The organism is Algoriphagus sp. PAP.12, from assembly GCF_026652115.1.
GTDB lineage: Bacteria > Bacteroidota > Bacteroidia > Cytophagales > Cyclobacteriaceae > Algoriphagus.
Map to the genome: position 1 here is coordinate 647,571 of NZ_JAPPSQ010000001.1, position 19,919 is coordinate 667,489.

20 protein-coding genes are annotated in these 19,919 nt (G+C 40.1%); 16 read left to right on the top strand and 4 right to left on the bottom strand.

Translation table 11 applies throughout. The features are described from left to right. The first annotated feature begins 69 nt into the window (after window positions 1–69). The 5 genes from O0V13_RS02760 to purU are packed head-to-tail and all read left to right on the top strand — an operon-like array spanning window position 70 to window position 4,890. Window positions 70–1,485 (top strand): tetratricopeptide repeat protein, encoded by a 1,416-nt coding sequence (locus O0V13_RS02760; protein ID WP_268033460.1) that lies wholly within the window; start codon window positions 70–72, stop codon window positions 1,483–1,485. 17 nt (window positions 1,486–1,502) lie between these two features. After that, window positions 1,503–2,273 carry a phosphosulfolactate synthase gene (locus tag O0V13_RS02765; protein WP_268033461.1) on the top strand — a complete coding sequence of 257 codons (771 nt, stop codon included), beginning with the start codon at window positions 1,503–1,505 and terminating at the stop codon, window positions 2,271–2,273. Between the two features lie 60 nt (window positions 2,274–2,333). Continuing rightward, complete coding sequence (locus tag O0V13_RS02770) at window positions 2,334–3,269, top strand: DUF368 domain-containing protein (protein ID WP_268033462.1); 936 nt, start codon at window positions 2,334–2,336, stop codon at window positions 3,267–3,269. Beyond that, a complete protein-coding gene (locus O0V13_RS02775) occupies window positions 3,266–4,003 on the top strand; it encodes a shikimate dehydrogenase family protein (protein ID WP_268033463.1) in 738 nt (245 codons plus the stop codon). The genes O0V13_RS02770 and O0V13_RS02775 overlap by 4 nt, the downstream gene beginning before the upstream one ends. Window positions 4,004–4,035: 32 nt before the next feature. Beyond that, window positions 4,036–4,890 carry a formyltetrahydrofolate deformylase gene (purU, locus tag O0V13_RS02780; protein ID WP_268033464.1) on the top strand — a complete coding sequence of 285 codons (855 nt, stop codon included), beginning with the start codon at window positions 4,036–4,038 and terminating at the stop codon, window positions 4,888–4,890. Here the strand turns inward: purU and alr are convergent. Then, window positions 4,884–6,038, bottom strand: coding sequence for an alanine racemase (gene alr, locus O0V13_RS02785; RefSeq protein ID WP_268033465.1), 1,155 nt, complete (start codon window positions 6,036–6,038; stop codon window positions 4,884–4,886). The genes purU and alr overlap by 7 nt on opposite strands. Window positions 6,039–6,126: 88 nt before the next feature. Between alr and O0V13_RS02790 the strand changes: the two genes are divergently transcribed. After that, a complete protein-coding gene (locus tag O0V13_RS02790) occupies window positions 6,127–6,726 on the top strand; it encodes a DNA-3-methyladenine glycosylase I (RefSeq protein ID WP_442780906.1) in 600 nt (199 codons plus the stop codon). Here the strand turns inward: O0V13_RS02790 and O0V13_RS02795 are convergent. From O0V13_RS02795 to O0V13_RS02805, 3 genes are all read right to left on the bottom strand, one after another. Next, window positions 6,703–8,145, bottom strand: coding sequence for a sodium:proton antiporter (locus O0V13_RS02795; RefSeq protein WP_442780907.1), 1,443 nt, complete (start codon window positions 8,143–8,145; stop codon window positions 6,703–6,705). The two genes, O0V13_RS02790 and O0V13_RS02795, sit on opposite strands and share 24 nt — an antisense overlap. A gap of 264 nt (window positions 8,146–8,409) precedes the next feature. Then, the gene (locus O0V13_RS02800) at window positions 8,410–9,636 is read right to left on the bottom strand and encodes a Glu/Leu/Phe/Val dehydrogenase dimerization domain-containing protein (RefSeq protein WP_268033467.1); all 1,227 of its coding nucleotides are present in this window, start codon (window positions 9,634–9,636) and stop codon (window positions 8,410–8,412) included. 73 nt (window positions 9,637–9,709) lie between these two features. Continuing rightward, on the bottom strand, window positions 9,710–10,783 hold the full coding sequence (locus O0V13_RS02805) for an anhydro-N-acetylmuramic acid kinase (RefSeq protein ID WP_268033468.1): 1,074 nt from the start codon (window positions 10,781–10,783) through the stop codon (window positions 9,710–9,712). 101 nt (window positions 10,784–10,884) lie between these two features. Here O0V13_RS02805 and O0V13_RS02810 point away from each other — a divergent pair, with 101 nt between their 5' ends. From O0V13_RS02810 to rsmI, 10 genes are all read left to right on the top strand, one after another. Next, a complete protein-coding gene (locus O0V13_RS02810) occupies window positions 10,885–11,601 on the top strand; it encodes a type III pantothenate kinase (RefSeq protein ID WP_268033469.1) in 717 nt (238 codons plus the stop codon). Next, window positions 11,591–12,874 carry a hypothetical protein gene (locus O0V13_RS02815; RefSeq protein ID WP_268033470.1) on the top strand — a complete coding sequence of 428 codons (1,284 nt, stop codon included), beginning with the start codon at window positions 11,591–11,593 and terminating at the stop codon, window positions 12,872–12,874. Before O0V13_RS02810 ends, O0V13_RS02815 begins: the two co-directional genes overlap by 11 nt. 70 nt (window positions 12,875–12,944) lie before the next feature. After that, window positions 12,945–14,249: a hypothetical protein gene (locus tag O0V13_RS02820; RefSeq protein WP_268033471.1), complete on the top strand. Its 1,305-nt coding sequence runs from the start codon at window positions 12,945–12,947 to the stop codon at window positions 14,247–14,249. Between the two features lie 90 nt (window positions 14,250–14,339). Beyond that, window positions 14,340–14,876 carry an LPS export ABC transporter periplasmic protein LptC gene (gene lptC, locus O0V13_RS02825; RefSeq protein WP_268033472.1) on the top strand — a complete coding sequence of 179 codons (537 nt, stop codon included), beginning with the start codon at window positions 14,340–14,342 and terminating at the stop codon, window positions 14,874–14,876. Continuing rightward, on the top strand, window positions 14,873–15,082 hold the full coding sequence (locus O0V13_RS02830) for a hypothetical protein (protein ID WP_268033473.1): 210 nt from the start codon (window positions 14,873–14,875) through the stop codon (window positions 15,080–15,082). Before lptC ends, O0V13_RS02830 begins: the two co-directional genes overlap by 4 nt. A 2-nt stretch (window positions 15,083–15,084) precedes the next feature. Next, window positions 15,085–16,365: a hemolysin family protein gene (locus tag O0V13_RS02835; RefSeq protein WP_268033474.1), complete on the top strand. Its 1,281-nt coding sequence runs from the start codon at window positions 15,085–15,087 to the stop codon at window positions 16,363–16,365. An 85-nt stretch (window positions 16,366–16,450) separates the two neighbouring features. Next, the gene (locus tag O0V13_RS02840) at window positions 16,451–18,559 is read left to right on the top strand and encodes a peptidylprolyl isomerase (RefSeq protein WP_268033475.1); all 2,109 of its coding nucleotides are present in this window, start codon (window positions 16,451–16,453) and stop codon (window positions 18,557–18,559) included. Window positions 18,560–18,631: 72 nt separating this feature from the next. Then, complete coding sequence (locus O0V13_RS02845) at window positions 18,632–18,898, top strand: DUF493 family protein (protein ID WP_268033476.1); 267 nt, start codon at window positions 18,632–18,634, stop codon at window positions 18,896–18,898. Between the two features lie 10 nt (window positions 18,899–18,908). Next, a complete protein-coding gene (locus tag O0V13_RS02850) occupies window positions 18,909–19,142 on the top strand; it encodes a 4a-hydroxytetrahydrobiopterin dehydratase (protein WP_268033477.1) in 234 nt (77 codons plus the stop codon). After that, window positions 19,139–19,885: a 16S rRNA (cytidine(1402)-2'-O)-methyltransferase gene (rsmI, locus tag O0V13_RS02855; RefSeq protein ID WP_268033478.1), complete on the top strand. Its 747-nt coding sequence runs from the start codon at window positions 19,139–19,141 to the stop codon at window positions 19,883–19,885. The genes O0V13_RS02850 and rsmI overlap by 4 nt, the downstream gene beginning before the upstream one ends. Window positions 19,886–19,919 lie beyond the last annotated feature (34 nt).

Below are 19,919 nucleotides of genomic sequence, written 5' to 3' on the forward strand. Positions count from 1 at the left end.
AAAATTAACAAATCAGCGTTTTGAGAGACCATAATATTTGGTATCTTAAGTAAACCTTAACCTATTCGAATGACCGGAGATCACGATCACGACTGGGAAGAAGACAAAAAGCTCGTTGAGCGTTTTGAAAATTCCCTTAAATCCAATCTGGATTTATTCTTCGATGAAGAGGAACTGGAAGACATCATCCGATTCTACTTTGATCAGCAAAAGTTTCTGAAAGCTTTAAGAGCGTCCGAATTTGCCTTGGAAAAATTCCCTTTTTCAGTGGAAATTAAGTTGCTGATGGCTCAGTGTCTTATTTTCAATGACGAACTGGATGAAGGATTGACGATTCTTGAAAACCTGAATAATATTTCTCCAAATAATGAGGAGATTATTCTGGCTTTGGCCAATGCTTATATTTTGGCAGGAAGTCCTCAGGAAGGGATTGAATTGTTGGAGAGATTTCTTCCATTAGCGGAAGATCAGGCTGAGGTATTTTATTCTTTGGGAAATCTTTTCAGAGCCAAAGGAGACAATGACAAAGCCAGCCACTATTTCAAAGAGGCAGTGAAAATCAGAATCAATCACGAAGATGCCCTTTTTCAGTTGGCGATGATCACTGAAGAAGAGGGGTCTTTTGATGAAATTCTGCATTTCTACCAGGAGTTTATTGACCAGGATCCTTATAGTGCCGGAGCATGGTATAATTTGGGAGTTGTCTACAATCGCCTCGGGAGATATGAAGATGCTATAAAAGCCTATGATTATGCTATTATCATAGACGAGTCATTTGCTTCTGCTTATTTCAATTTGGGGAATGCCCTGATGAATACCAAGCAATATGATTTGGCTTTGGAAGCCTATCAAAATACAATCAATTGCGAAGGCGCCAACGCAGAAAACTGCTGCTATATGGGAGCGGCCTATGAAAAATTGGGCAAAATTGATGATGCTTTCAAATATTTCAAAAAGTCCGCAAAACTGGATGAAGAGTATGACGATGCCTGGTTTGGACTGGGTATGTGTATGCTCAAAAAGGAAAAATATTTTGAGGCGATACATTATTTCAAAAAAGCGATTAATCTGAGCAAAGAAAATCCGAATTATTGGGTTGGATTGGCAGATGCTGAATTTAATTTGGGAAATCTGCAGTCGAGTTCTGAAGCCTATGAAGAGGCTATCAACCTAGAACCAGGCATCATGGAGACCTATGTGAATCTATCTGTGATTTATTTTGATCAGAACAGATTTGAGGAGGCTGTGGATGTAATCGGTGAAGGAATTGAGGAGCTTCCGGAGGAGGCCGAGCTCTATTATCGCATGGTTGTTTACCAGATCAAGCTGGGCAAATACAAAGAAGCGTTTTCTTATTTGGAAAATGCTTTAACTTTGGATTTCGATAGGCATACAGTTTTGTATGATTTGATGCCGGAGCTCAAGCAGCAAAAGGCTATTTACAAACTGATTGCTCAGTATCGGGACGATAAATTATTGCCCTAAATTTTAAAATCAATCGAATGAATTATGTGCTAAAGAATATCCCAGTGCGTACTGAGAAGCCACGTACCTCGGGATTTACTATGGCGATGGACAAAGGTCTCAGCCTCAGAGGAGTAGAGGATTTTGTAGAAAGCTGCGCGGATTACGTAGATATTGTTAAACTTGGCTGGGCAACGTCCTATGTGACCAAAAATCTCAAGGAAAAAATTGCCATCTATAAAGACGCAGGAATCCCTGTTTACTTTGGGGGAACTTTGTTTGAAGCTTTTATCGTAAGAGGTCAGTTTGATGACTACCGAAAAGTTCTTGATAAGTTCAAATTGGAGTTTGCAGAGGTTTCTGATGGCTCTATTTCACTTAATCATGATAAAAAATGTGAATTTATTTCCACTCTTTCTGAGCAGGTGACTGTTCTTTCGGAAGTGGGTTCCAAAGATGCAGCGAAAATCATCCCTCCTTATAAATGGATCGAGCAAATGCAGACTGAATTGGCTGCAGGTGCTTGGAAAGTAATCGGTGAAGCCCGTGAAGGTGGAAATGTAGGTCTTTTCAGAGATTCAGGTGAGGTAAGACAAGGATTGGTAGAAGAGATTTTGACTCAAGTTCCTGAAGAAAGAATCATTTGGGAAGCTCCAATCAAATCACAGCAGGTTTGGTTTATTAAATTGCTAGGAGCCAATGTGAACTTGGGAAATATTTCTCCATCGGAAGTAATTCCTTTGGAAACCATCCGTTTGGGCTTGAGGGGAGATACTTTTGATCACTTCTTGGGAGAAATTAAATTATAAGAAATACCACACACTTTTAGGCTGATCGATTGATTCTCGGTCAGCCTTTATTTTTGTCTTATGGATAGGATTAAGAACTATTTGCTCACTTATCTGAAGGGAATGGCAATGGGAGCTGCCGATATTGTTCCTGGGGTTTCCGGTGGTTCCATCGCGCTGATCACAGGAATTTATCAGCGCCTACTGGATAGTATCAACTCTATCAATGGGGAGAACCTTTCCCTTCTTCTAAAGCTTGAATTCAAAAAGTTTTTTAAAGCTGTCAATGGCTCTTTCCTTCTAAGTCTTCTTTTGGGGATTATGACTTCGGTTTTTACCCTATCGAAGCTGATAACCTATTTGATGGATGAGCATCCGATTCCACTTTGGTCCTTTTTCTGTGGGCTGATTTTGGTCAGTGCCTTTATTATTCTTAAAGAAATCAAAAGATGGCATTTGGGAGTTGTAGTTGCGCTGATTTTGGGAATAATTATCGCTTGGTGGGTAACTAGTTTACCCCCAACCAGTTCTCCAGATGCTATTTGGTTCACTTTTGTGGCTGGTGCGATTGCCATTTGCGCCATGATCCTGCCCGGTATCAGTGGGAGTTTTCTCTTATTGATTTTAGGAAAATATGAGATGATTCTGGAAGCAGTTTCTGAAAAAGACATTGTGACTTTGGGAGTCTTTGCTTCGGGATGTATCGTCGGAATCTTGTCATTCAGCAGATTGATTTCTTTCTTGTTGAAGAAGTTTTATGCCACAACTATTGGTTTGCTTTCAGGCTTTATGCTTGGATCCATCAATAAACTTTGGCCTTGGAAAATTGTCACTCAGTATAGAACCTCCTCTTCTGGAGAGCAGAAGCCATTTTTGACTGAAAATCTTTGGCCATCCGATTATCTCCAAAAAGTTGGTGAAGAACCGAACTTAGGATTAGCGATTGCTGGGTTTTTAGGAGGTATTTTGCTAGTGGTTGGAATAGATTTGTTGGCGGATTATTTTAAGAAGAAATGAGAAAGTTCGGATTGATCGGTTTTCCTTTGGGGCATTCTTTTTCCAAGAAGTATTTCACTGAGAAGTTTGAAAAAGAAGGAATCTCTGGCTGTCAATACGATTTGTATGAAATCCCTTCAGCCGATAAATTGAAATCCATTTTGGATGAAAATCCTGATTTGGAAGGAATCAATGTGACGATCCCCTACAAACAGGATGTAATCCCTATGATGTCCGAATTGGACCCAGCTTGTGAAACCATTGGTGCTGTTAATTGCATCAAAGTCCAAGATGGCAAGTTGAAGGGCTATAATACTGATTATATAGGCTTTAAAGAGTCTCTGACGGCTTGGCTGGGAAATTCCAAAGTGAAAGCTTTGGTTTTGGGTACTGGTGGTGCTTCCAAAGCTGTGGTTCAGGCATTGAGAGATTTGAAAATTGATTTTTTGTACGTTTCCAGAACTCCAGGAAACCATCAAATCTCCTATCAACAAATTCAAGAAGATTCTGCCATACTAGAAAATTATAAATTGATCATCAACTGTACTCCTTTGGGGACTTATCCGAAGGTGGAAGGAATTCCCGATCTTCCAGTTGATCAATTTACTGCTGAGCATTGGGTTTATGATTTGGTGTATAATCCACCTACAACTGCTTTGATGCAAGCTTGTTTGGATCGTGGTGGAAAAGCCAAGAATGGACTGGAAATGTTAATCTTACAAGCTGAAGCTGCGTGGAAAATTTGGAACGAATAAAAAATTTCATGCCCCTCATAAAATGAAATAACATGAAAAAGGCAATCCTTATCATTCAGTGTCCCGATCAAAAGGGTATAGTTGCTGCTGTTTCTCAATTTTTATTTAAGTATGATGGAAACATCCTAGAAGTCGATCAACATGTGGATGAGGAGATGGGGATGTTCTTTATGCGGGCAGCCTGGGAGGTTGAAAGTTTGTCTTTGCCAAAAGATGAAATTGCTTCCAGATTTGAGGAGGAAGTTGGGGCTTCGTTTGGAATGGAATTTAAGCTTCATTTCAATTTTCCTAGGCCGAGAATGGCTTTGTTCGTCAGCAAATTATCCCATTGTCTATTTGATATTTTGGCGAGGCATCATGCCGGCCAATTGGATATGGAGATTCCATTGGTGATTTCAAATCATCCTGACTTAAAACAAGTCGTTGAGTCATTTGGGATACCATATATTCATTTGCCAGTTAGCAAAGAAAACAAGGCCGAAGTGGAAGCTCGGCAACAGGAGCTTTTGGAAGAAAATAAAATCGATTTTATAGTTCTTGCCCGCTATATGCAGATTCTTTCGGGTAAATTGATTGAGCAGTTTCCGAATCGTATCATCAATATTCATCACTCTTTTCTACCGGCATTTGTTGGCGCAAAACCCTATCATGCAGCCTATGAAAGAGGTGTGAAAATCATAGGTGCTACAGCTCACTATGTGACGGAAGAATTGGATGCGGGACCAATTATTGAGCAGGATGTGGCGAGAGTAAGGCATCACAATACCATCCCGGAATTGGTTCAAATAGGTCAGGATGTAGAAAAGGTCGTGCTTTCAAAGGCAATCAAATACCATTTGGATCGAAAGGTCCTCGTCGTAAATAACAAGACAGTAATTTTTTATTGAATGATCCTTCTCGGAATATCCTGAGGAAGACGTGTTAAGAGCTCGTAGTTCACTTGTTGGGTCGATTCTGAGAATGATGCTACGGTAATTTCTTTATTCTTTTGGCTTCCGATCATCACCACCTCATCTCCAACCTGAATATTTTTAACCTTGGTGATATCCACAGCAATGGCATTCATGGTGACTGTGCCTACGACTTGACAATATTGACCTCCAATTAGTACCTGACCAGAATTGGAAAGTAACCTGCTATAGCCATGTCCATATCCGACGGGAACGATAGCCAGGTTCATGTTATGTAAAGCCATAAAGCTGTTCCCATAACCTACAAACTCGCCCATTTTCACTTTCTTGAGACTCATCACTTGGCTTTTCCAAGTGATCAGACGTTTGAGAGGGTTTTTATTGGTTTTGGGTAAGTCTTTGAGCTTTGCAAAGTAAGTTTCTTTAGTAGGCCAAAACCCATAGCCAGCGATCCCGATTCGAACCATATCCATGATAGTTTCAGGGAAAATCAAGGTTGCTGCTGAACAAGCTGTATGATACTTTCGAAAGAAAAGATTGTGTTCAGAAAGATAGTTTTTGAAATCGTAATAGACAGAAATCTGATTTTTTACTCTGACGAAATTGCTGACGCTTTCTGCTCCTGCATAATGCGTGCAAAGTCCTTCTAAAATGACATGGTTTTTCCCATTTTGAAGAGTTTCCACCAATTTTTCTCTTTGCTCCCAATCAAATCCTGTCCGATGAAATCCCGTTTCCACTTCCACATGGATTTTAGCAGAAACTCCAATCCTTTCTGAGATTTCTATCGCTTTTTCCAATCTCCCAAAATCGAAAACATAAAAGCTGATACCTGCATTAATCAGATCTTCTAGTTCTTCCTCGTAAAGCATCCCCAGAATCATAATTTCAGATTGTTTGGTTGAATTTTTCTTTACCATCCAAGCTTCATCCGAACTAAACGTACTAAAATGTCGAATGCCAGCTTTTTCTGCTATCTCAACCATTTGGGCAATTCCATGTCCATAGGCATTTCCTTTGACTACGGCCGAAATGGTGGGTTTGGGCCCAATTTCTTTTCGAATATATCGTATGTTTTGACGGTAAGCGTTGGAGCTGATCTCAAGGAAAGAGGTTGCAATCATATTTTTGGGACACTTTGAGACGCAAAAAATAATTGGACCAAATTCCAATTCCCAATTTTCCCTACATTTAATTCCAAAAGCTTTTTAAATGGAAATGAAAGAAGAGAAAAGATGTGGATGGTGTCTGGGCTTTGACGAATATATCCAGTACCACGATGAAGAATGGGGAGTGCCAGTTCATGACGACAGAGTGCATTTCGAATTTTTGATTTTAGAGTCTGCCCAAGCGGGTTTAAGTTGGTCGACAATCCTAAGAAAGAGAGATGGTTATCGAAAGGCTTTTGCCGATTTTGACTATGAAAAAGTGGCCCGATTTTCTGAAGAAAAAGCGGAAGAGTTGCTGCAGGATCCAGGGATTGTAAGGAACAAATTGAAGATTAATGCAGCCATCAATAATGCCAAGCGTTTTATGGAAGTGCAAAAAGAGTTCGGCTCCTTTTCAAACTATATCTGGTCTTTTGTTGGTGGAAAGCCTATCCAAAATGAATGGGAAAATTACAAAACTGCTCCTGCTACCACTCCGGAGTCAGATAAATTGGCAAAGGACTTAAAGAAAAGAGGATTTAAATTTTTGGGCTCTACTACGGTTTATGCTCATATGCAGGCAACCGGTCTAGTGAATGATCACCAGATCGATTGTCCTCAATATGAAATTGTGAAAGCTTTAGGCGAAAGCAAAGAATACTAGCCACACCAAGAATAGAAGTGGAAGTAAGATCGGAAGTGAGAATCGGATGATGTATCCAAAGAAAGATGGCATCTTGATTCCACTTTGCTCTGCAATGGATTTAACCATGAAGTTTGGACCATTTCCGATGTAGGTCATAGCACCAAAGAATACGGATGCCACAGCAATAGCCATCAATTCAAAGGCTGAATCATGGAAGCCGTCAGCTGCAAACTGTCTAACTTCTTCAATATTATTGATAGAAGCACCTTTAGAAGCCATCGCTGCAGCTAAGAAGTTTAGATAAGTTGGTGCATTGTCCAAGAACCCTGATAAAGTACCAGTTCCCCAATACAAGGTATTATGTGTGATCATAGCAGCCCCTTCTGGAGATTTGGCAAAATTTCCAACTAGTTCCAACGCTGGCATCATCGTACCGAAAATACCGATGAAAATAAAAGCAACCTCGCGGATTGGCTCAAAGTTGAATTCATTTCCTTTAATAGCTCTTTGATCTGCAAACTTGTAAGAGAAGAAGGCCACAGAAAGCATTATTACCTCTCGCAGGAAAGAGAACTTCTGTCCATCATAATGGATGGCTGGAACCCATTCTATCACATTTGGATCCAAGAATACGGAGCAAATTACAATGAATAACCAACCAAAATTCTTGATGCCAATCATGGAGAATTTATTGGTATAAGTCACCGGTTCCAACTCAGCATCATCGGCAGCTTTTCCGAATTTTTTGTCAATAAAGTAGAATACAATTGCCAAAACTCCCAAAGCAAAAATCCATGCTGGCCAGTTGTGTTCTAATGTCCAGAAGAATGGTATCCCCTTCAAAAAACCAAGGAATAGCGGAGGATCGCCAATAGGCGTCAAAGAGCCGCCGACATTACTCACCATAAAGATGAAGAAAATGATATGGTAAGCTTGAATGTTTCCTTTGTTCAATCGGATGAATGGGCGGATCAATAGCATGGAAGCCCCTGTTGTACCGATCAAGTTGGAGATCAAAGCACCAATTAATAACAAAGTCACATTTGCCATTGGGGTGGCTTTCTTGTCAATTTCAATCAAAATACCACCTGAGGCGATGTAAAGTGATGCGAGAAGGGCTATAAATTGGACATACTCTGCCAGGGCATGGACTGGAGCATGTACGTTTCCTAAGACAAATAAATAATATAGGACCACCATAATGGCCAAACCAACCGCGATTTTAGGGTAATTGTGATGCCAGAAATGTTCATAGAATAATGGCCCTGTTGCGATCATCAATAGTAGTGCAACGAATGGAATAACCAACCATGCCGGAGGAGTATGATGCTCTTCCTCTCCATGATCCGCATCAGCATGCATCTCTGGAGAGTCATGGCTTTCCTCTTGATCATGATCAGCCTGGGCAATTAGGGTACTCGAATTTGCGGTTTCCATAGCCATACTTTCGGTAGCTTGGATTCCGGTAAAAAATAAAATTCCGAAAAGTATTGAAATGCCAAATATATAGTTCTTCATATTCTGTTATTGGGTATGCCGGGTAATCTTTTCGGTTGAATTATACAAATTTTTGTTGGTAGTTGGCTCGACAATTGTGTTTTGCTAAACTACAGATTTTGTTCGAAATGGCACAACTAGAAAAAGCTGCCCGGATGAATTAATCAAAAATTAATATCTACCGGGCAAAGCTTTAGAATGGTTTTACACGAGTTGATCCAAAGCTATTTTAAAGGAGCTTTCAGCTATGTTTGTCTTGGACGGATTTTCTGAATGGGTCTTTTTCAGGGCTTTCTCAATGGTCTTGCTCACATCTTTGAAAATCGCTTGATCAGTGACTTCCGCCTTGGAGCTCATGAGGTAGGCGAAAACTCTTGCCATTCCGCAGTTCGCAACAAAGTCAGGAATTACAGAAACTTGCTGATCAGTCCAGGTGCCGATAGGTCCAAAGAAAATCTCAGGATCTGCAAAAGGCACATTCGCACCGCAAGAAATCACTTCAAGTCCTGCTTTGATCATTCTTTCTGATTGCTCACGGGTGATAAGCCTAGAAGCCGCAGCAGGGATGAAAATTTCACTTTCCAAATCCCAGATTTTTTGATTGATTTCATCAAAAGGAATCAAATCTGGGGAAACTAATTTATTGCCATTCCTGGTGACAAACAATTCCCTGACTTCATCTAGGGTGAAGCCATTTTGATTGATTAGTCCACCATCTCGGTCTATGATTCCGACAATTTTGACACCTTCCACTGCTAAGAAACAGGCTGCAGCAGCTCCAACATTTCCCCAACCTTGGATGACAGCTCTTTTTCCTTTTAGCTCACCGCCCCAGATTTTGTAATAATGTCTTACTGCCTCAGCTACACCAAAGCCAGTGATCATGTCGGCTACAGTGTATTTTTTAGGACCATTCGGGGTATAGTGAGGATCTTCCAAAACTTTGGCAACTCCTTGTCTTAACTGGCCGAGTTTTTTGATTTTTTCAGGTTCAGTGGCATGGAAATGTCCATTCACGATTCCTTCTTGGGGATGCCAGATTCCAAATGATTCTGTTATCGGAATTACCTCATGGATTTCATCCACATTGAGATCTCCTCCCGTACCATAGTAATTTTTTAATAGAGGGGTGACTGCCTTGTACCACCTTCTTAGAACCTCATCTTTTCTAGGATCATTAGGGTCGAAATTGATCCCGGATTTTGCTCCTCCGATCGCTGGTCCAGAAACAGTGAATTTGACTTCCATGGTCTTAGCCAAAGATTCTACCTCTCTCTTGTCCAGTCCCTTACGCATTCTGGTTCCGCCTCCTGCTGCTCCCCCTCTGAGTGAGTTGATGACCACCCATCCTTCTGCCTCAGACTCTGAATCTGACCATTCAAATGTGATTTCAGGTTTTCGGTTTTCAAACTTTTTTAGTAATTCCTGCATGTAGATTTTGGGTTTATATGCAGGCAAAAATAGAAAAATATCCAGCCTCTCCTAGTTTGAAGCTTGAACGTATTTATTCGTAAATCACACCCCCACTGGAATTTCTGCTGGCTCCTGTAACAGATGCTAGACAATTGTCTTGCTCTAAGATTCTCAACAAACCCAAAAACGCAAAAATCAAAGCCTCCTTAAATTCGATCAGCTTTTTATTTGCGGGAGAAAAATTCCATTTGCCTTGAAGATGGTAGTCCAATCTTTCTATAAAGTATGAGTTATAAGCTCCCCCGCCAGTGATAAGGACGGAAGGCTTTTCTATTTCAGTTTTTTCTTGAATAGTCTTGGCTATTTGAAATGCATAATGCTCAACTAATGTCGATAGCTTATCTTTTTCTGAAGCTTCATAACTCTCAATCAATGGGATGAAATCATTTTCCATGTCCTCTCTTCCCAATGATTTGGCTCCTGACTTTCGATAAAATGGCAATTCGTTCAGTAGATCAAATAGTTGGCTTTGAATTAGACCTTCTGAAGCCCAAATTCCCTGATCATCATAGGGAGCACCTAATTTTTGGGCAATCGGATTTAGAAGAATATTAAATGGACTGATATCGAAAGCAATCCTTTTGCCTTGATACGCCATGCTGATATTGGAAATCCCTCCAAGATTGATGCAGAAATCTTTATCAGAAAAGAGTTCTTGGTCGCCAATTGGGACCAAAGGTGCTCCTTGCCCTCCTAGTTGTACATCTTTCATTCGAAAATCATTGATGACTTTCAATCCACATGCAGCTTGCAATGCCCATCCATTCCCGATTTGAAGACTAAGTCCCTTTTGAGGCTGATGAAATACGGTATGACCATGGGAACAGACAGCTAGGGGTGAATACTGATGTCTATTGCAAAATTCTTTTACCTGCTCACCCATCCATTTTCCAAATTCCACATCCAGGAGACTTAAGTCTAAAGCTGGAAGCAAATGTGAATTCATCAGGTTTTTGACCAAATCCTCCGGAAAAGGAATAGTCTCAGCCTGAATAATCTGAAATGACCAAGCGTCTTCTTTTTGGAATTCGCAAAATGCAATGTCCAATCCATCGCCTGAAGTGCCAGACATCAAACCTATCACCTGGTATTTTTGTGGACTCATGGGTTAATATTTGTTAAGTAAGGGAGGATATAAAGATAATTTTAGAATTGGGAAAAAGCCCTGTTTTTTTAAATAGCTAATTTGCAAACAGAATTCGAGTCATGCCCAATCTTATCATTGACATAGGAAATACCCGCATCAAATCCGCCCTTTTTACAGAGGGAGAAGTGGTTTGGGAAGAATCTTTTTCCAGTTTGGAAAAGGCAAAACCTATATGGGGAATGCATGATTTTTCGAATTGTCTAATATCATCTGTAAGATGGAATGAAGATGAATTGCGAAGAGAATTAGATTTTGACTTTCATTTTTTGACAAAATCCACACCTTTGCCGATCCAAAATGGCTATGCCACTCCCGAAACGTTGGGTTTGGATCGTCTTGCAGCTGCAATTGGCGGCTGGCAACTCTCCAAAGGAGAAGCAACTTTGGTTGTAGATTTGGGAAGTTGTATGACTTTCGAAATAGTCAATGATCGAAATACCTATCTAGGCGGTGCGATAAGCCCGGGCTTAGAGATGAGAGCCAAGGCCATGAACCAATTTACGGCTAGGCTTCCTTTGATTGAAGTTGGAAAAAAACCAGAATCACATTTAGGAGATTCTACCAAATCTTGCATGCAGTCAGGAATATGGTACGGAATAGCCTTTGAAATAATGGGTCAAATTCAGGCTTACAGGGCCGAATTTCCTGAAATTAAGGTCTTTGTTTGCGGAGGAGATGCACAATCTTTTGAATCATTGGCAAAAGACCACATATTTGTAGTCCCAAATTTGGTCCTTCATGGACTGAATTGTATTCTAAACCACAATGTTGAGTAAGATCAAATTGCACTTGTTGGGTGTCTGTTGCACCCTTTTGTTATTTTCTGAAGCACAGGCCCAGTCCAGTGCCTCTACCTATTCCGCTTTGGGAATCGGTGAATTTAATTATTCTGGATTGACACAAAACCAAGGAATGGGAGGTCTTGGAATCAGTTTTGGGACTGGTTGGAACCCTAATGTGGTCAATCCCGCATTACAAACCAGAAATACCATTTTTAATTTTCAAGCGGCATTGAATTATAAGAAAATCAATGCAAGCAATGGATCTGAATCATCTGATGTAGATGGTGGAGGTCTTTCCTATGTCGCAATGTCTCTTCCTTTCAAGCCTGGCAAATTCGCAATGGGTCTAGGCTTGAACCAAATCACTTCGGTAAATTATAGTTTGCAGGTGTCAAGTACCATTTCAGGCACTTCTTTCGAATCTTTTAATAGCATCGAAGGAGATGGTGGTATCAGTGAAGCATATTTAAGTGCAGGCTATTTATTAGCTAAGAATTTGAGCATCGGTATCCACGGTTCTTATTTATTTGGGTCCACTATTCGAACTAATCAATTGTCACTTTATGATCAAGATGGGGTGTCTGTCGGAAACTCTTCTGAATATTATGAAAGATTAACAGTTTCAGATGTTGGGGTAAAGTTAGGAGCTCACTACTACTTCAAAGTAGGAGATAAAAGCAATCTTCACCTAGGTGCCATTTATCAGGGGCTTGGGGACGTTAGTGGAAAAGCTTTTGCCAAACTGGCCGCATTTGGTGAAGCTAGCGATCCCGATTCAGAGGGAGACCTTGTTTTCAATGATGAAAAGGGAAGTATCTATATTCCAAGTCGTTATGGATTTGGGGTGAGTTATGAAAAGGTCAATAAATATGTTATTGGTCTTGAAGGGCAATACCAGGATTTCAAAGATTTCAGGAATTTCCTAGGCAATGAATTGGAGTTGAGAGAGACTGTGAAATTAGGTTTAGGAATGCAAATTGTACCCGATTATCAAGAAGTTGACAACCTTTTAAAAAGAGCAACTTACCGGGTTGGATTGGAGTTTCAGCAGACTCCTTACTACCTAAATCAGACAAATATCAATGACTATGGCATTAACTTTGGAGCTTCAATTCCAGTTAATCAATTGTCTTTATTAAATTTCGCAGTGAAAGTGGGACAAAGAGGAACGACCTCTGCAGGATTGATTCGGGAGAACTATGTGAACTTCACCCTTGGCTTCTCTTTGAACGACAACTCCTGGTTCTATAAAAGAGTATTTGATTAAAAAATTAACCTGTTTGGGAAACCAAACAGAAATAGAAGAGCGTAATTAACCGAATTAAACAAGTCAAACCATGAAAATTAAATCAACCCTTCTGGGGCTTTCTGCCTTGCTTTTCGCCGGAATGGTGCAAGCACAGGATGGATGGAATTTTCCAACTGATCCAGCTGAGGAAGCCAAAGCCAAAGAATTGAATGCTGCTTACACAGATTATATGAAGTCTGAGCAGTTTGTAGAAGCTACCAAACCATTGCACTGGCTACTAGTAAATGTACCTGAGCTAAATGAGTCCATCTATATTAATGGTGTGACCGTATACAAAGGTGCTGCAGATGCAACCACCGATGAAGCTCAAAAAAGAGTTTATGAAGACTCCGTAATTTGGGTTTATAATAAACGTGATGAGATTTATGACAATGCACCTAAGTGGATTGAAAATAAAGCTTACTACGGATATGGGTTCTATAAAGGAGCAAAAGAAAAATTAGCAGATGTAGTAGCAGATTTCGAAAGAGCTATTGAATTGAATGGTGAACTTTCTTTAACTGCTCTTTATCCTGCATATTTTGATGCGGTTAGAAGACATGATGCTTACAACGATGCTTATACCGATGAGCAAATCTTGGATATTTATGCAAGTATCCAAGAAGACTTGGATAAAGCAGCAGCGGCTGGTAAAGATGTAACTTCTCCAAGAAGTCAGATGGAGCAGTTGTTAGTGGCAATGGAATTGATCGATTGTGACTTTATCGAAAATACTATGGGGCCTAAATTGGCTGCTGATCCAACCAATGAAAAATTAGCTCAGCAAATCTTCCAATACTCTGTTCAGTACAAGTGTTTGTCATCTAATGCATTCTTGTCTGCTTTGGAATTGATTGATTCGAACAACCCTACCTATGCGACTTCTCAGGTAAGAGCGATGAGATATATCCAGGAGAAAGACTATGAAAAAGCTCAACCTGTTTTGGAGAAGGCTTTGACATTGGCTGAAAATGATGTGCAAAAAGCTGAAATCCAAATGGACTTAGCCAAAGTACACGCTAACTTGGGAAGAAAATCTGCTGCAAGAAATGCTGCGAAAGAAGCTGCGGCTTTGGATCCAGAAAGAACTAAAGATGCTTATTCTATGATCGGTGGATTGTACATGAACTCTTTCAATGATTGTAAAGGTGGTGTGTCTCGCGTGAAAGACCGTGCGATCTACATGGCTGCTTACAACGCTTACCAAAGAGCAGGTGATTCACAAGGAATGGCACAAGCAAGAGCTCAGTTCCCTTCTAAAGAAGAGGTATTTACTGAAGGTCTTCAGGTAGGTGGATCTATCAGCACAGGTTGCTGGATTGGTGAAACTGTGTCAATTTCCACTAGAGATTAATTTAACTTCATTTATATAGGAAAAGGCGGCCTTTGGCTGCCTTTTTTCGTTGGGTTCACTCAAAGGAAAAATATAGTTTATCTTTGTGCCATGAAGAATTTCTACCTTCTAGTTTTAAGTATTTTCATTTTTGCAGCCTGCGATCCGGAAATAGATTCTTCCGCTTTAGAGGTGTACGATGGTCCTGTAAGGATGGGAACCAACATTCATTTGATCCGATCTGATTCAGCAGTGGTCAGATCTGAAATCCGGGCCCCGAAGCAAATGCAATTTTTAAATGGAAATATGGAGTTTCCTGAAGGGATTTTAATTGAACATTTTGATGTGGATGGCACGAAAAGCACAATTTTGAAGGCAGATAGAGGATATTTTGATAAGGAAAAAAATCTTTATCGTGGGGAAGGTAATGTCCAAGTAGATAATCTTTTAGAAGATCAGCATCTTCAAAGTGAGGAATTATATTGGGATCCTAAAAAGCAAAAAATCTATACAGATAAATTCGTGACCATCAGAGATAAGGAAACTCTGTTCAATGGGACCGGTATGGAAGCTGATCAAAATTTTAAAAATTATACATTAAAAAAACTGAGGGATAGCCGGACTATTCTACCGGGAGAAGACCTATGAAATTAGCAGATGTTTTGATATTGTCTCTTTCTTTGGCTTTGATTATCATTGGAATCCATCAGAGCATGACTGTAGGAATTGAATATTCTTACTCTATATTTATGTTTGCGGTGGCTCTTTTGTTTTGGTTTCAATACAGAAGGATGAAAAACCCACCGCCTACAGATATCCCCGAAAAAATGAAAAAGAAAAAGCGGAAGCATTAATTATGGATACAAGCTACTTGATCTATGTGATTATCACTTTGCTGTTTTCGGCTTTTTTCTCAGGAATAGAAATCGCCTTTATCTCTTCCAACAAATTACAGATTGAGCTCCAGAATAAACAAGGAGCATTTAGTGGTAAAATACTAAGTAATTTCATTCAGCATCCAGGCCAATTTATTGGAACTACCTTAATGGGAAATACCATTGCGTTAGTTCTTTATGGAATTTTCATGGCCTATTTGCTGGAAGATCCATTGAGAATGCTGTTGGGTCCAAATTTGGCAAATGAAGGCTTTATTTTGGTTTTGCAGACGCTGATTTCCACCATTATTGTTTTGATCACTGCAGAGTTTTTGCCGAAAAGTCTGTTTATGCTCAATCCGAATAATATGCTGAATATTTTCGCATTACCGATGTTGGTAATTTATTACCTGATGTACCCGGTAGTTTGGGCGGTAGTTGGGCTTTCTCGATTTTTTATAACCAAAGTCCTCCGATTAGAATATAGTGAGGATAAACCTGTGTTTACAGTTACTGATCTTAATAGCTTTATTCAAACCCATATGAATCAGGCGAAGATTGAAGGAAAAGCAGAAATAGATACCAAGATTTTTGACAATGCTGTAGAATTCAAAACTGTACGGGTGCGTGAATGTATGGTTCCTCGGACAGATATTGTTGCTGTGGAGGTGGAAGATACTATAGAAGAGCTCAAGGAGATTTTTGCGGAAAGTGGTCATTCTAAAATCATCGTTTACCGCGAGACGATCGACGATGTCATTGGGTATTGCCACCAACTGGAGCTTTTCAAAAAGCCAAAAACTATTGAAGAAATCCTGACTCCCATCATTATTGCACCGGAATCAGCTCTGGCAAATGAATTATTAATCGAATTTATTCAGGAAAGGAAAAGCTTGGCTTTGGTCGTAGATGAATTCGGGGGAACAAGTGGAATTGTCTCCATGGAGGACATCATAGAAGAAATTTTTGGAGAAATCGAAGACGAGTATGACAGCGATGATTTGATTGAGCAAAAGATCGGTGATCAGGAATATTTACTCAGTGCACGTCATGAAATTGATTATTTGAATGATAAATATGAATGGGATTTGCCAGTTGGAGATTTTGAAACCCTTTCTGGACTTATTCTTTCCTATACTGAGAATCTTCCCAAAAAAGGCGAGTCAGTGGCTATAGGGCCATATACGTTCACAGTTGTGTCCAAACAAGACCATAGAATTGACTCCGTTCGGCTCAAAATTGGCACCCCGGGTATTTTTTAGGTAATGGTTTGATTCAGAATATATTTTGAATTTCGTTACTAATGCTATTATTTTGCGACACTTCTAAAAAAGCGTAGTAACAATAATGGCGTTAATTAAACAAATTAGACAGCGGACAGGTCTCGCTATCGGTGTAATTGCCGGCGGGTTGATTTTATTCCTATTGGGGGGTGATCTATTGAGTCCAAATTCCACCTTGCTAAACTCTAGCCAAAACATCGTTGGTGAGATAGCAGGAGAGGACATCACATACGAGGAGTATGTGGCCAAAGTAGAAGAATTCAGAATCGCATATCAGCAAAGGACTGGTCGTGCTCCATCTGAGGTGGAAATGTTCACTGTAAGAGAGCAGGCTTGGCAAGCAATGATTGTTGAGAGAGTATTCAAAGAAGAGTATGAAAAGTTAGGCCTAACTATTTCTCCAGCTGAATTGGTAGATATGGTTCAAGGAAAAAATATCGTACCTGAATTACGTCAACAACTGGTAAATCCTCAAACTGGACAGTTCGATAAGTCACAGTTGATCACTTTCCTTCAGTCTTTGGAAACTGCAGATCCCGCTCAGCAAGCATTCTGGGCTCAGCAAGAGCAAATCTTTGCAGACTCTAGATTGAGAATAAAGTATGACAACATGTTGGCTACTTCTGAGTATGTAACTACTGCAGAAGCCAAAATGGAATACAATGCAGCAAACTCTATTGCTGATGCATCTATCCTATTTGTTCCTTACTATGCTGTGGAAGATGATGCAGTAACTATTTCTGATTCTGAGCTTCAGTCTTATTTGAATAGCCATCAGGATATGTTCAAAACTGGCAATACTGCCAATGTTGAATATGTAAGTTTCAGCATCCTTCCAAGTGGCGAAGATTCTGCAGAGGTGATTTCCAATATCCGTCAATTGACGGACGAATTGAGAACTTCTGAGAATGATTCAGTTTTTGTAAACAGAAATTCTGACCTAAGACCTGCATTCTATACATTCCGTCCAGGTGATCAGCTTCCTGCTGATTTGACCAATAACGTAGATGCAATCGAAGCAGGAGAGACTTATGGTCCATTCGTGACTGCTAACGGTACTTACGTTTCTTTTAAAGTGACTGACCAATATTCTGGAACTCCAAGAATGAGGGCTTCTCATATTTTGTTCGGTACTGAAGGAATGGATGATGCAGCTAAAGCTCAAGTGAAAACTCAGGCTGAAGAAGTATTAGCCGACCTTAAAAATGGTGGCGACTTTGCTTTGGCTGCTAGACAATATGGTCAGGATGGAACATCTCAAACTGGCGGTGATCTAGGATGGTTTGCAAAAGCTGATTTTGTAGACGCATTTGCAGAAGCTACTTATGCTAGAAATACTACAGGTCTTCTTCCTAATTTGGTTGAAACAGAATATGGATATCATATCATTGAGGTAACTGAGCTTCCTCAAACTGAATACACCAAGTTGGCAGTACTTCAACTTGAATTGGTTGCTTCTGATGCTACAAGAAATGAGGCGTTCAGAAATGCTGACTCTTTTGCTGCTGAATCTGGCAACAGAAATGAATTCTCTGAAAATGCAGTAGATAAAGGATACAGAGTTCTTCAGGCTAATAACATTGATGCAAGTGCTAGAAACTTGAACAACCTACAAAATGCTAGAGAAGTAATCCGTTGGGCTTTTGCTGAAGCTTCTACCGGTGAGGTTTCTCCAGTATTTGAATTGGACAATGCATACATCGTAGCTTCTTTGGTAAGTAGAAAAGAAGAGGGTGATGCAAAGCTTGAGGATGTTCGTGCTCAAGTAGAAGGACAAGTTAGAAATGAGAAGAAAGCAGAAGTAATCAAGCAGGCCTTGGCTGGAAAGTCTTCTTTGGAAGATATGAAAGCTGTTTACCCTGAAGCTGCTTCTTTGAATGAAATTCCTGATTTGAAACTGAGCTCTTCAGTAATTCCAGGAATCGGTTTTGCACCAAAAGCCGTTGGAGCTATTTTCGGAATTTCTCAAGGTGAAACTACTCAGCCACTTACCGAGGATATCGGAGTGATTGTTGCGAAATTGAATACTTTAACTCCAGCTGCTGAAATCGGAGACTACTCCGGGTATCAAGCGCAACTGGCGCAGAATGCTGCACAGAGGTCCTCTTACCAAGTAATGATGGCCTTGCAAGATTTGGCAGATGTGAAAGATTTTAGATACAAATTCTTCTAAGTATCAAAAATTGGAACCCATGCCGCACAGCATGGGTTCTTTTTTTGTAATCCATTTTAATAAATTAGTAGGATGCAAAAGCAATTTAATATCCAAGCCTTCAAGGAGAAGTTGGAAGCCAATGGTGAGTTTCCACAATTGTATATGTTCAAATTCATCGTTCCTAATGGGAAAGAGGATGAAGTAAAGGCTATATTTCCCAATCATGAAGTGGTGTTAAAGCCAAGTTCGGGAGGAAAGTATATCAGCACAACTATCCAGGTGATGGTTGATACCGCTGATGATGTAATTGCATACTACGAGCAAGCTTCCTCAATCGAGGGATTGTTGTCACTTTAATACTAGGAATATGTGGAAAGAGGAAAACAATAGGCTCAAAAAGACATTTAAATTCCAGGATTTCCAAGAGGCTTTTGCCTTCATGACTCGGGTGGCTTTTTTAGCGGAAGCTCAGCAGCATCACCCTAACTGGTCCAATGTCTACAATACTGTAGAAATTGAATTGACTACACATGATGCTGGAAATACTGTGACCGATAAAGATCGCCAGTTGGCAAAAGCAATAGACGCAATAATTGCATGAGTGAAAGTGTTATCAATTTGTTTTTGGTTCCAACACCGATCGGGAACCTGAAAGACATTACACTTCGAGCTTTGGAAGTCCTGAAATCTGTGGATGTGATCCTAGCAGAGGATACTCGTACCACGGGTATGCTTTTGAAGCATCTTGAGATTTCTAATAATCTTCAATCTTATCATATTTTCAACGAACACAAAGCTGTAGAAAAGCTTGTGGAACGGATGAAGAAGGGGGAAGTTTTTGCCTTGGTTAGTGACGCAGGTACTCCAGGGATATCTGATCCGGGATTTTTGTTAGTTCGGGAGGTCTTGGCTGCTGACTTGGAAGTTCAATGCTTGCCTGGTCCCACCGCTTTCGTTCCTGCCTTGGTTAATTCTGGTCTTCCCAATGATCGCTTTGTATTCGAAGGTTTTCTTCCCCACAAGAAGGGTCGAAAAACCAGAATTGACGCTTTGATAGAAGAATCCAGAACAATGATCTTTTACGAATCCCCTCACAGGCTTATCAAGACCTTAGAGCAGCTTACTGAAGCCTTTGGCTCAGAAAGACAAGCTTGCGTCTCTAGAGAGCTTACAAAGCTTCATGAGGAGAATGTTCGTGGAAGCCTTGAAGAATTGATTGAATATTATGAAACCAATCCTTTGAAAGGTGAAATCGTCCTGACCGTAGAAGGAGTTTCGGTGAAAAAAGAAACTAGAGAAGAAAAGCAAGCTCGTTATCTGAAGTCCGGGAAAAGCGGTAAATGAATTTTTGAAAGAGAATAAGAGCTGATTTTTTACT

Bases quoted from the DNA above. Each gene is read 5' to 3' on its own strand.
- O0V13_RS02760 (WP_268033460.1), top strand. From the start codon at position 70: ATGACCGGAGATCACGATCACGACTGGGAAGAAGACAAAAAGCTCGTT.
- O0V13_RS02765 (WP_268033461.1), top strand. From the start codon at position 1,503: ATGAATTATGTGCTAAAGAATATCCCAGTGCGTACTGAGAAGCCACGT.
- O0V13_RS02770 (WP_268033462.1), top strand. From the start codon at position 2,334: ATGGATAGGATTAAGAACTATTTGCTCACTTATCTGAAGGGAATGGCA.
- O0V13_RS02775 (WP_268033463.1), top strand. From the start codon at position 3,266: ATGAGAAAGTTCGGATTGATCGGTTTTCCTTTGGGGCATTCTTTTTCC.
- purU (WP_268033464.1), top strand. From the start codon at position 4,036: ATGAAAAAGGCAATCCTTATCATTCAGTGTCCCGATCAAAAGGGTATA.
- alr (WP_268033465.1), bottom strand. From the start codon at position 6,038: ATGATTGCAACCTCTTTCCTTGAGATCAGCTCCAACGCTTACCGTCAA.
- O0V13_RS02790 (WP_442780906.1), top strand. From the start codon at position 6,127: ATGGAAATGAAAGAAGAGAAAAGATGTGGATGGTGTCTGGGCTTTGAC.
- O0V13_RS02795 (WP_442780907.1), bottom strand. From the start codon at position 8,145: ATGGAAACCGCAAATTCGAGTACCCTAATTGCCCAGGCTGATCATGAT.
- O0V13_RS02800 (WP_268033467.1), bottom strand. From the start codon at position 9,636: ATGCAGGAATTACTAAAAAAGTTTGAAAACCGAAAACCTGAAATCACA.
- O0V13_RS02805 (WP_268033468.1), bottom strand. From the start codon at position 10,783: ATGAGTCCACAAAAATACCAGGTGATAGGTTTGATGTCTGGCACTTCA.
- O0V13_RS02810 (WP_268033469.1), top strand. From the start codon at position 10,885: ATGCCCAATCTTATCATTGACATAGGAAATACCCGCATCAAATCCGCC.
- O0V13_RS02815 (WP_268033470.1), top strand. From the start codon at position 11,591: ATGTTGAGTAAGATCAAATTGCACTTGTTGGGTGTCTGTTGCACCCTT.
- O0V13_RS02820 (WP_268033471.1), top strand. From the start codon at position 12,945: ATGAAAATTAAATCAACCCTTCTGGGGCTTTCTGCCTTGCTTTTCGCC.
- lptC (WP_268033472.1), top strand. From the start codon at position 14,340: ATGAAGAATTTCTACCTTCTAGTTTTAAGTATTTTCATTTTTGCAGCC.
- O0V13_RS02830 (WP_268033473.1), top strand. From the start codon at position 14,873: ATGAAATTAGCAGATGTTTTGATATTGTCTCTTTCTTTGGCTTTGATT.
- O0V13_RS02835 (WP_268033474.1), top strand. From the start codon at position 15,085: ATGGATACAAGCTACTTGATCTATGTGATTATCACTTTGCTGTTTTCG.
- O0V13_RS02840 (WP_268033475.1), top strand. From the start codon at position 16,451: ATGGCGTTAATTAAACAAATTAGACAGCGGACAGGTCTCGCTATCGGT.
- O0V13_RS02845 (WP_268033476.1), top strand. From the start codon at position 18,632: ATGCAAAAGCAATTTAATATCCAAGCCTTCAAGGAGAAGTTGGAAGCC.
- O0V13_RS02850 (WP_268033477.1), top strand. From the start codon at position 18,909: ATGTGGAAAGAGGAAAACAATAGGCTCAAAAAGACATTTAAATTCCAG.
- rsmI (WP_268033478.1), top strand. From the start codon at position 19,139: ATGAGTGAAAGTGTTATCAATTTGTTTTTGGTTCCAACACCGATCGGG.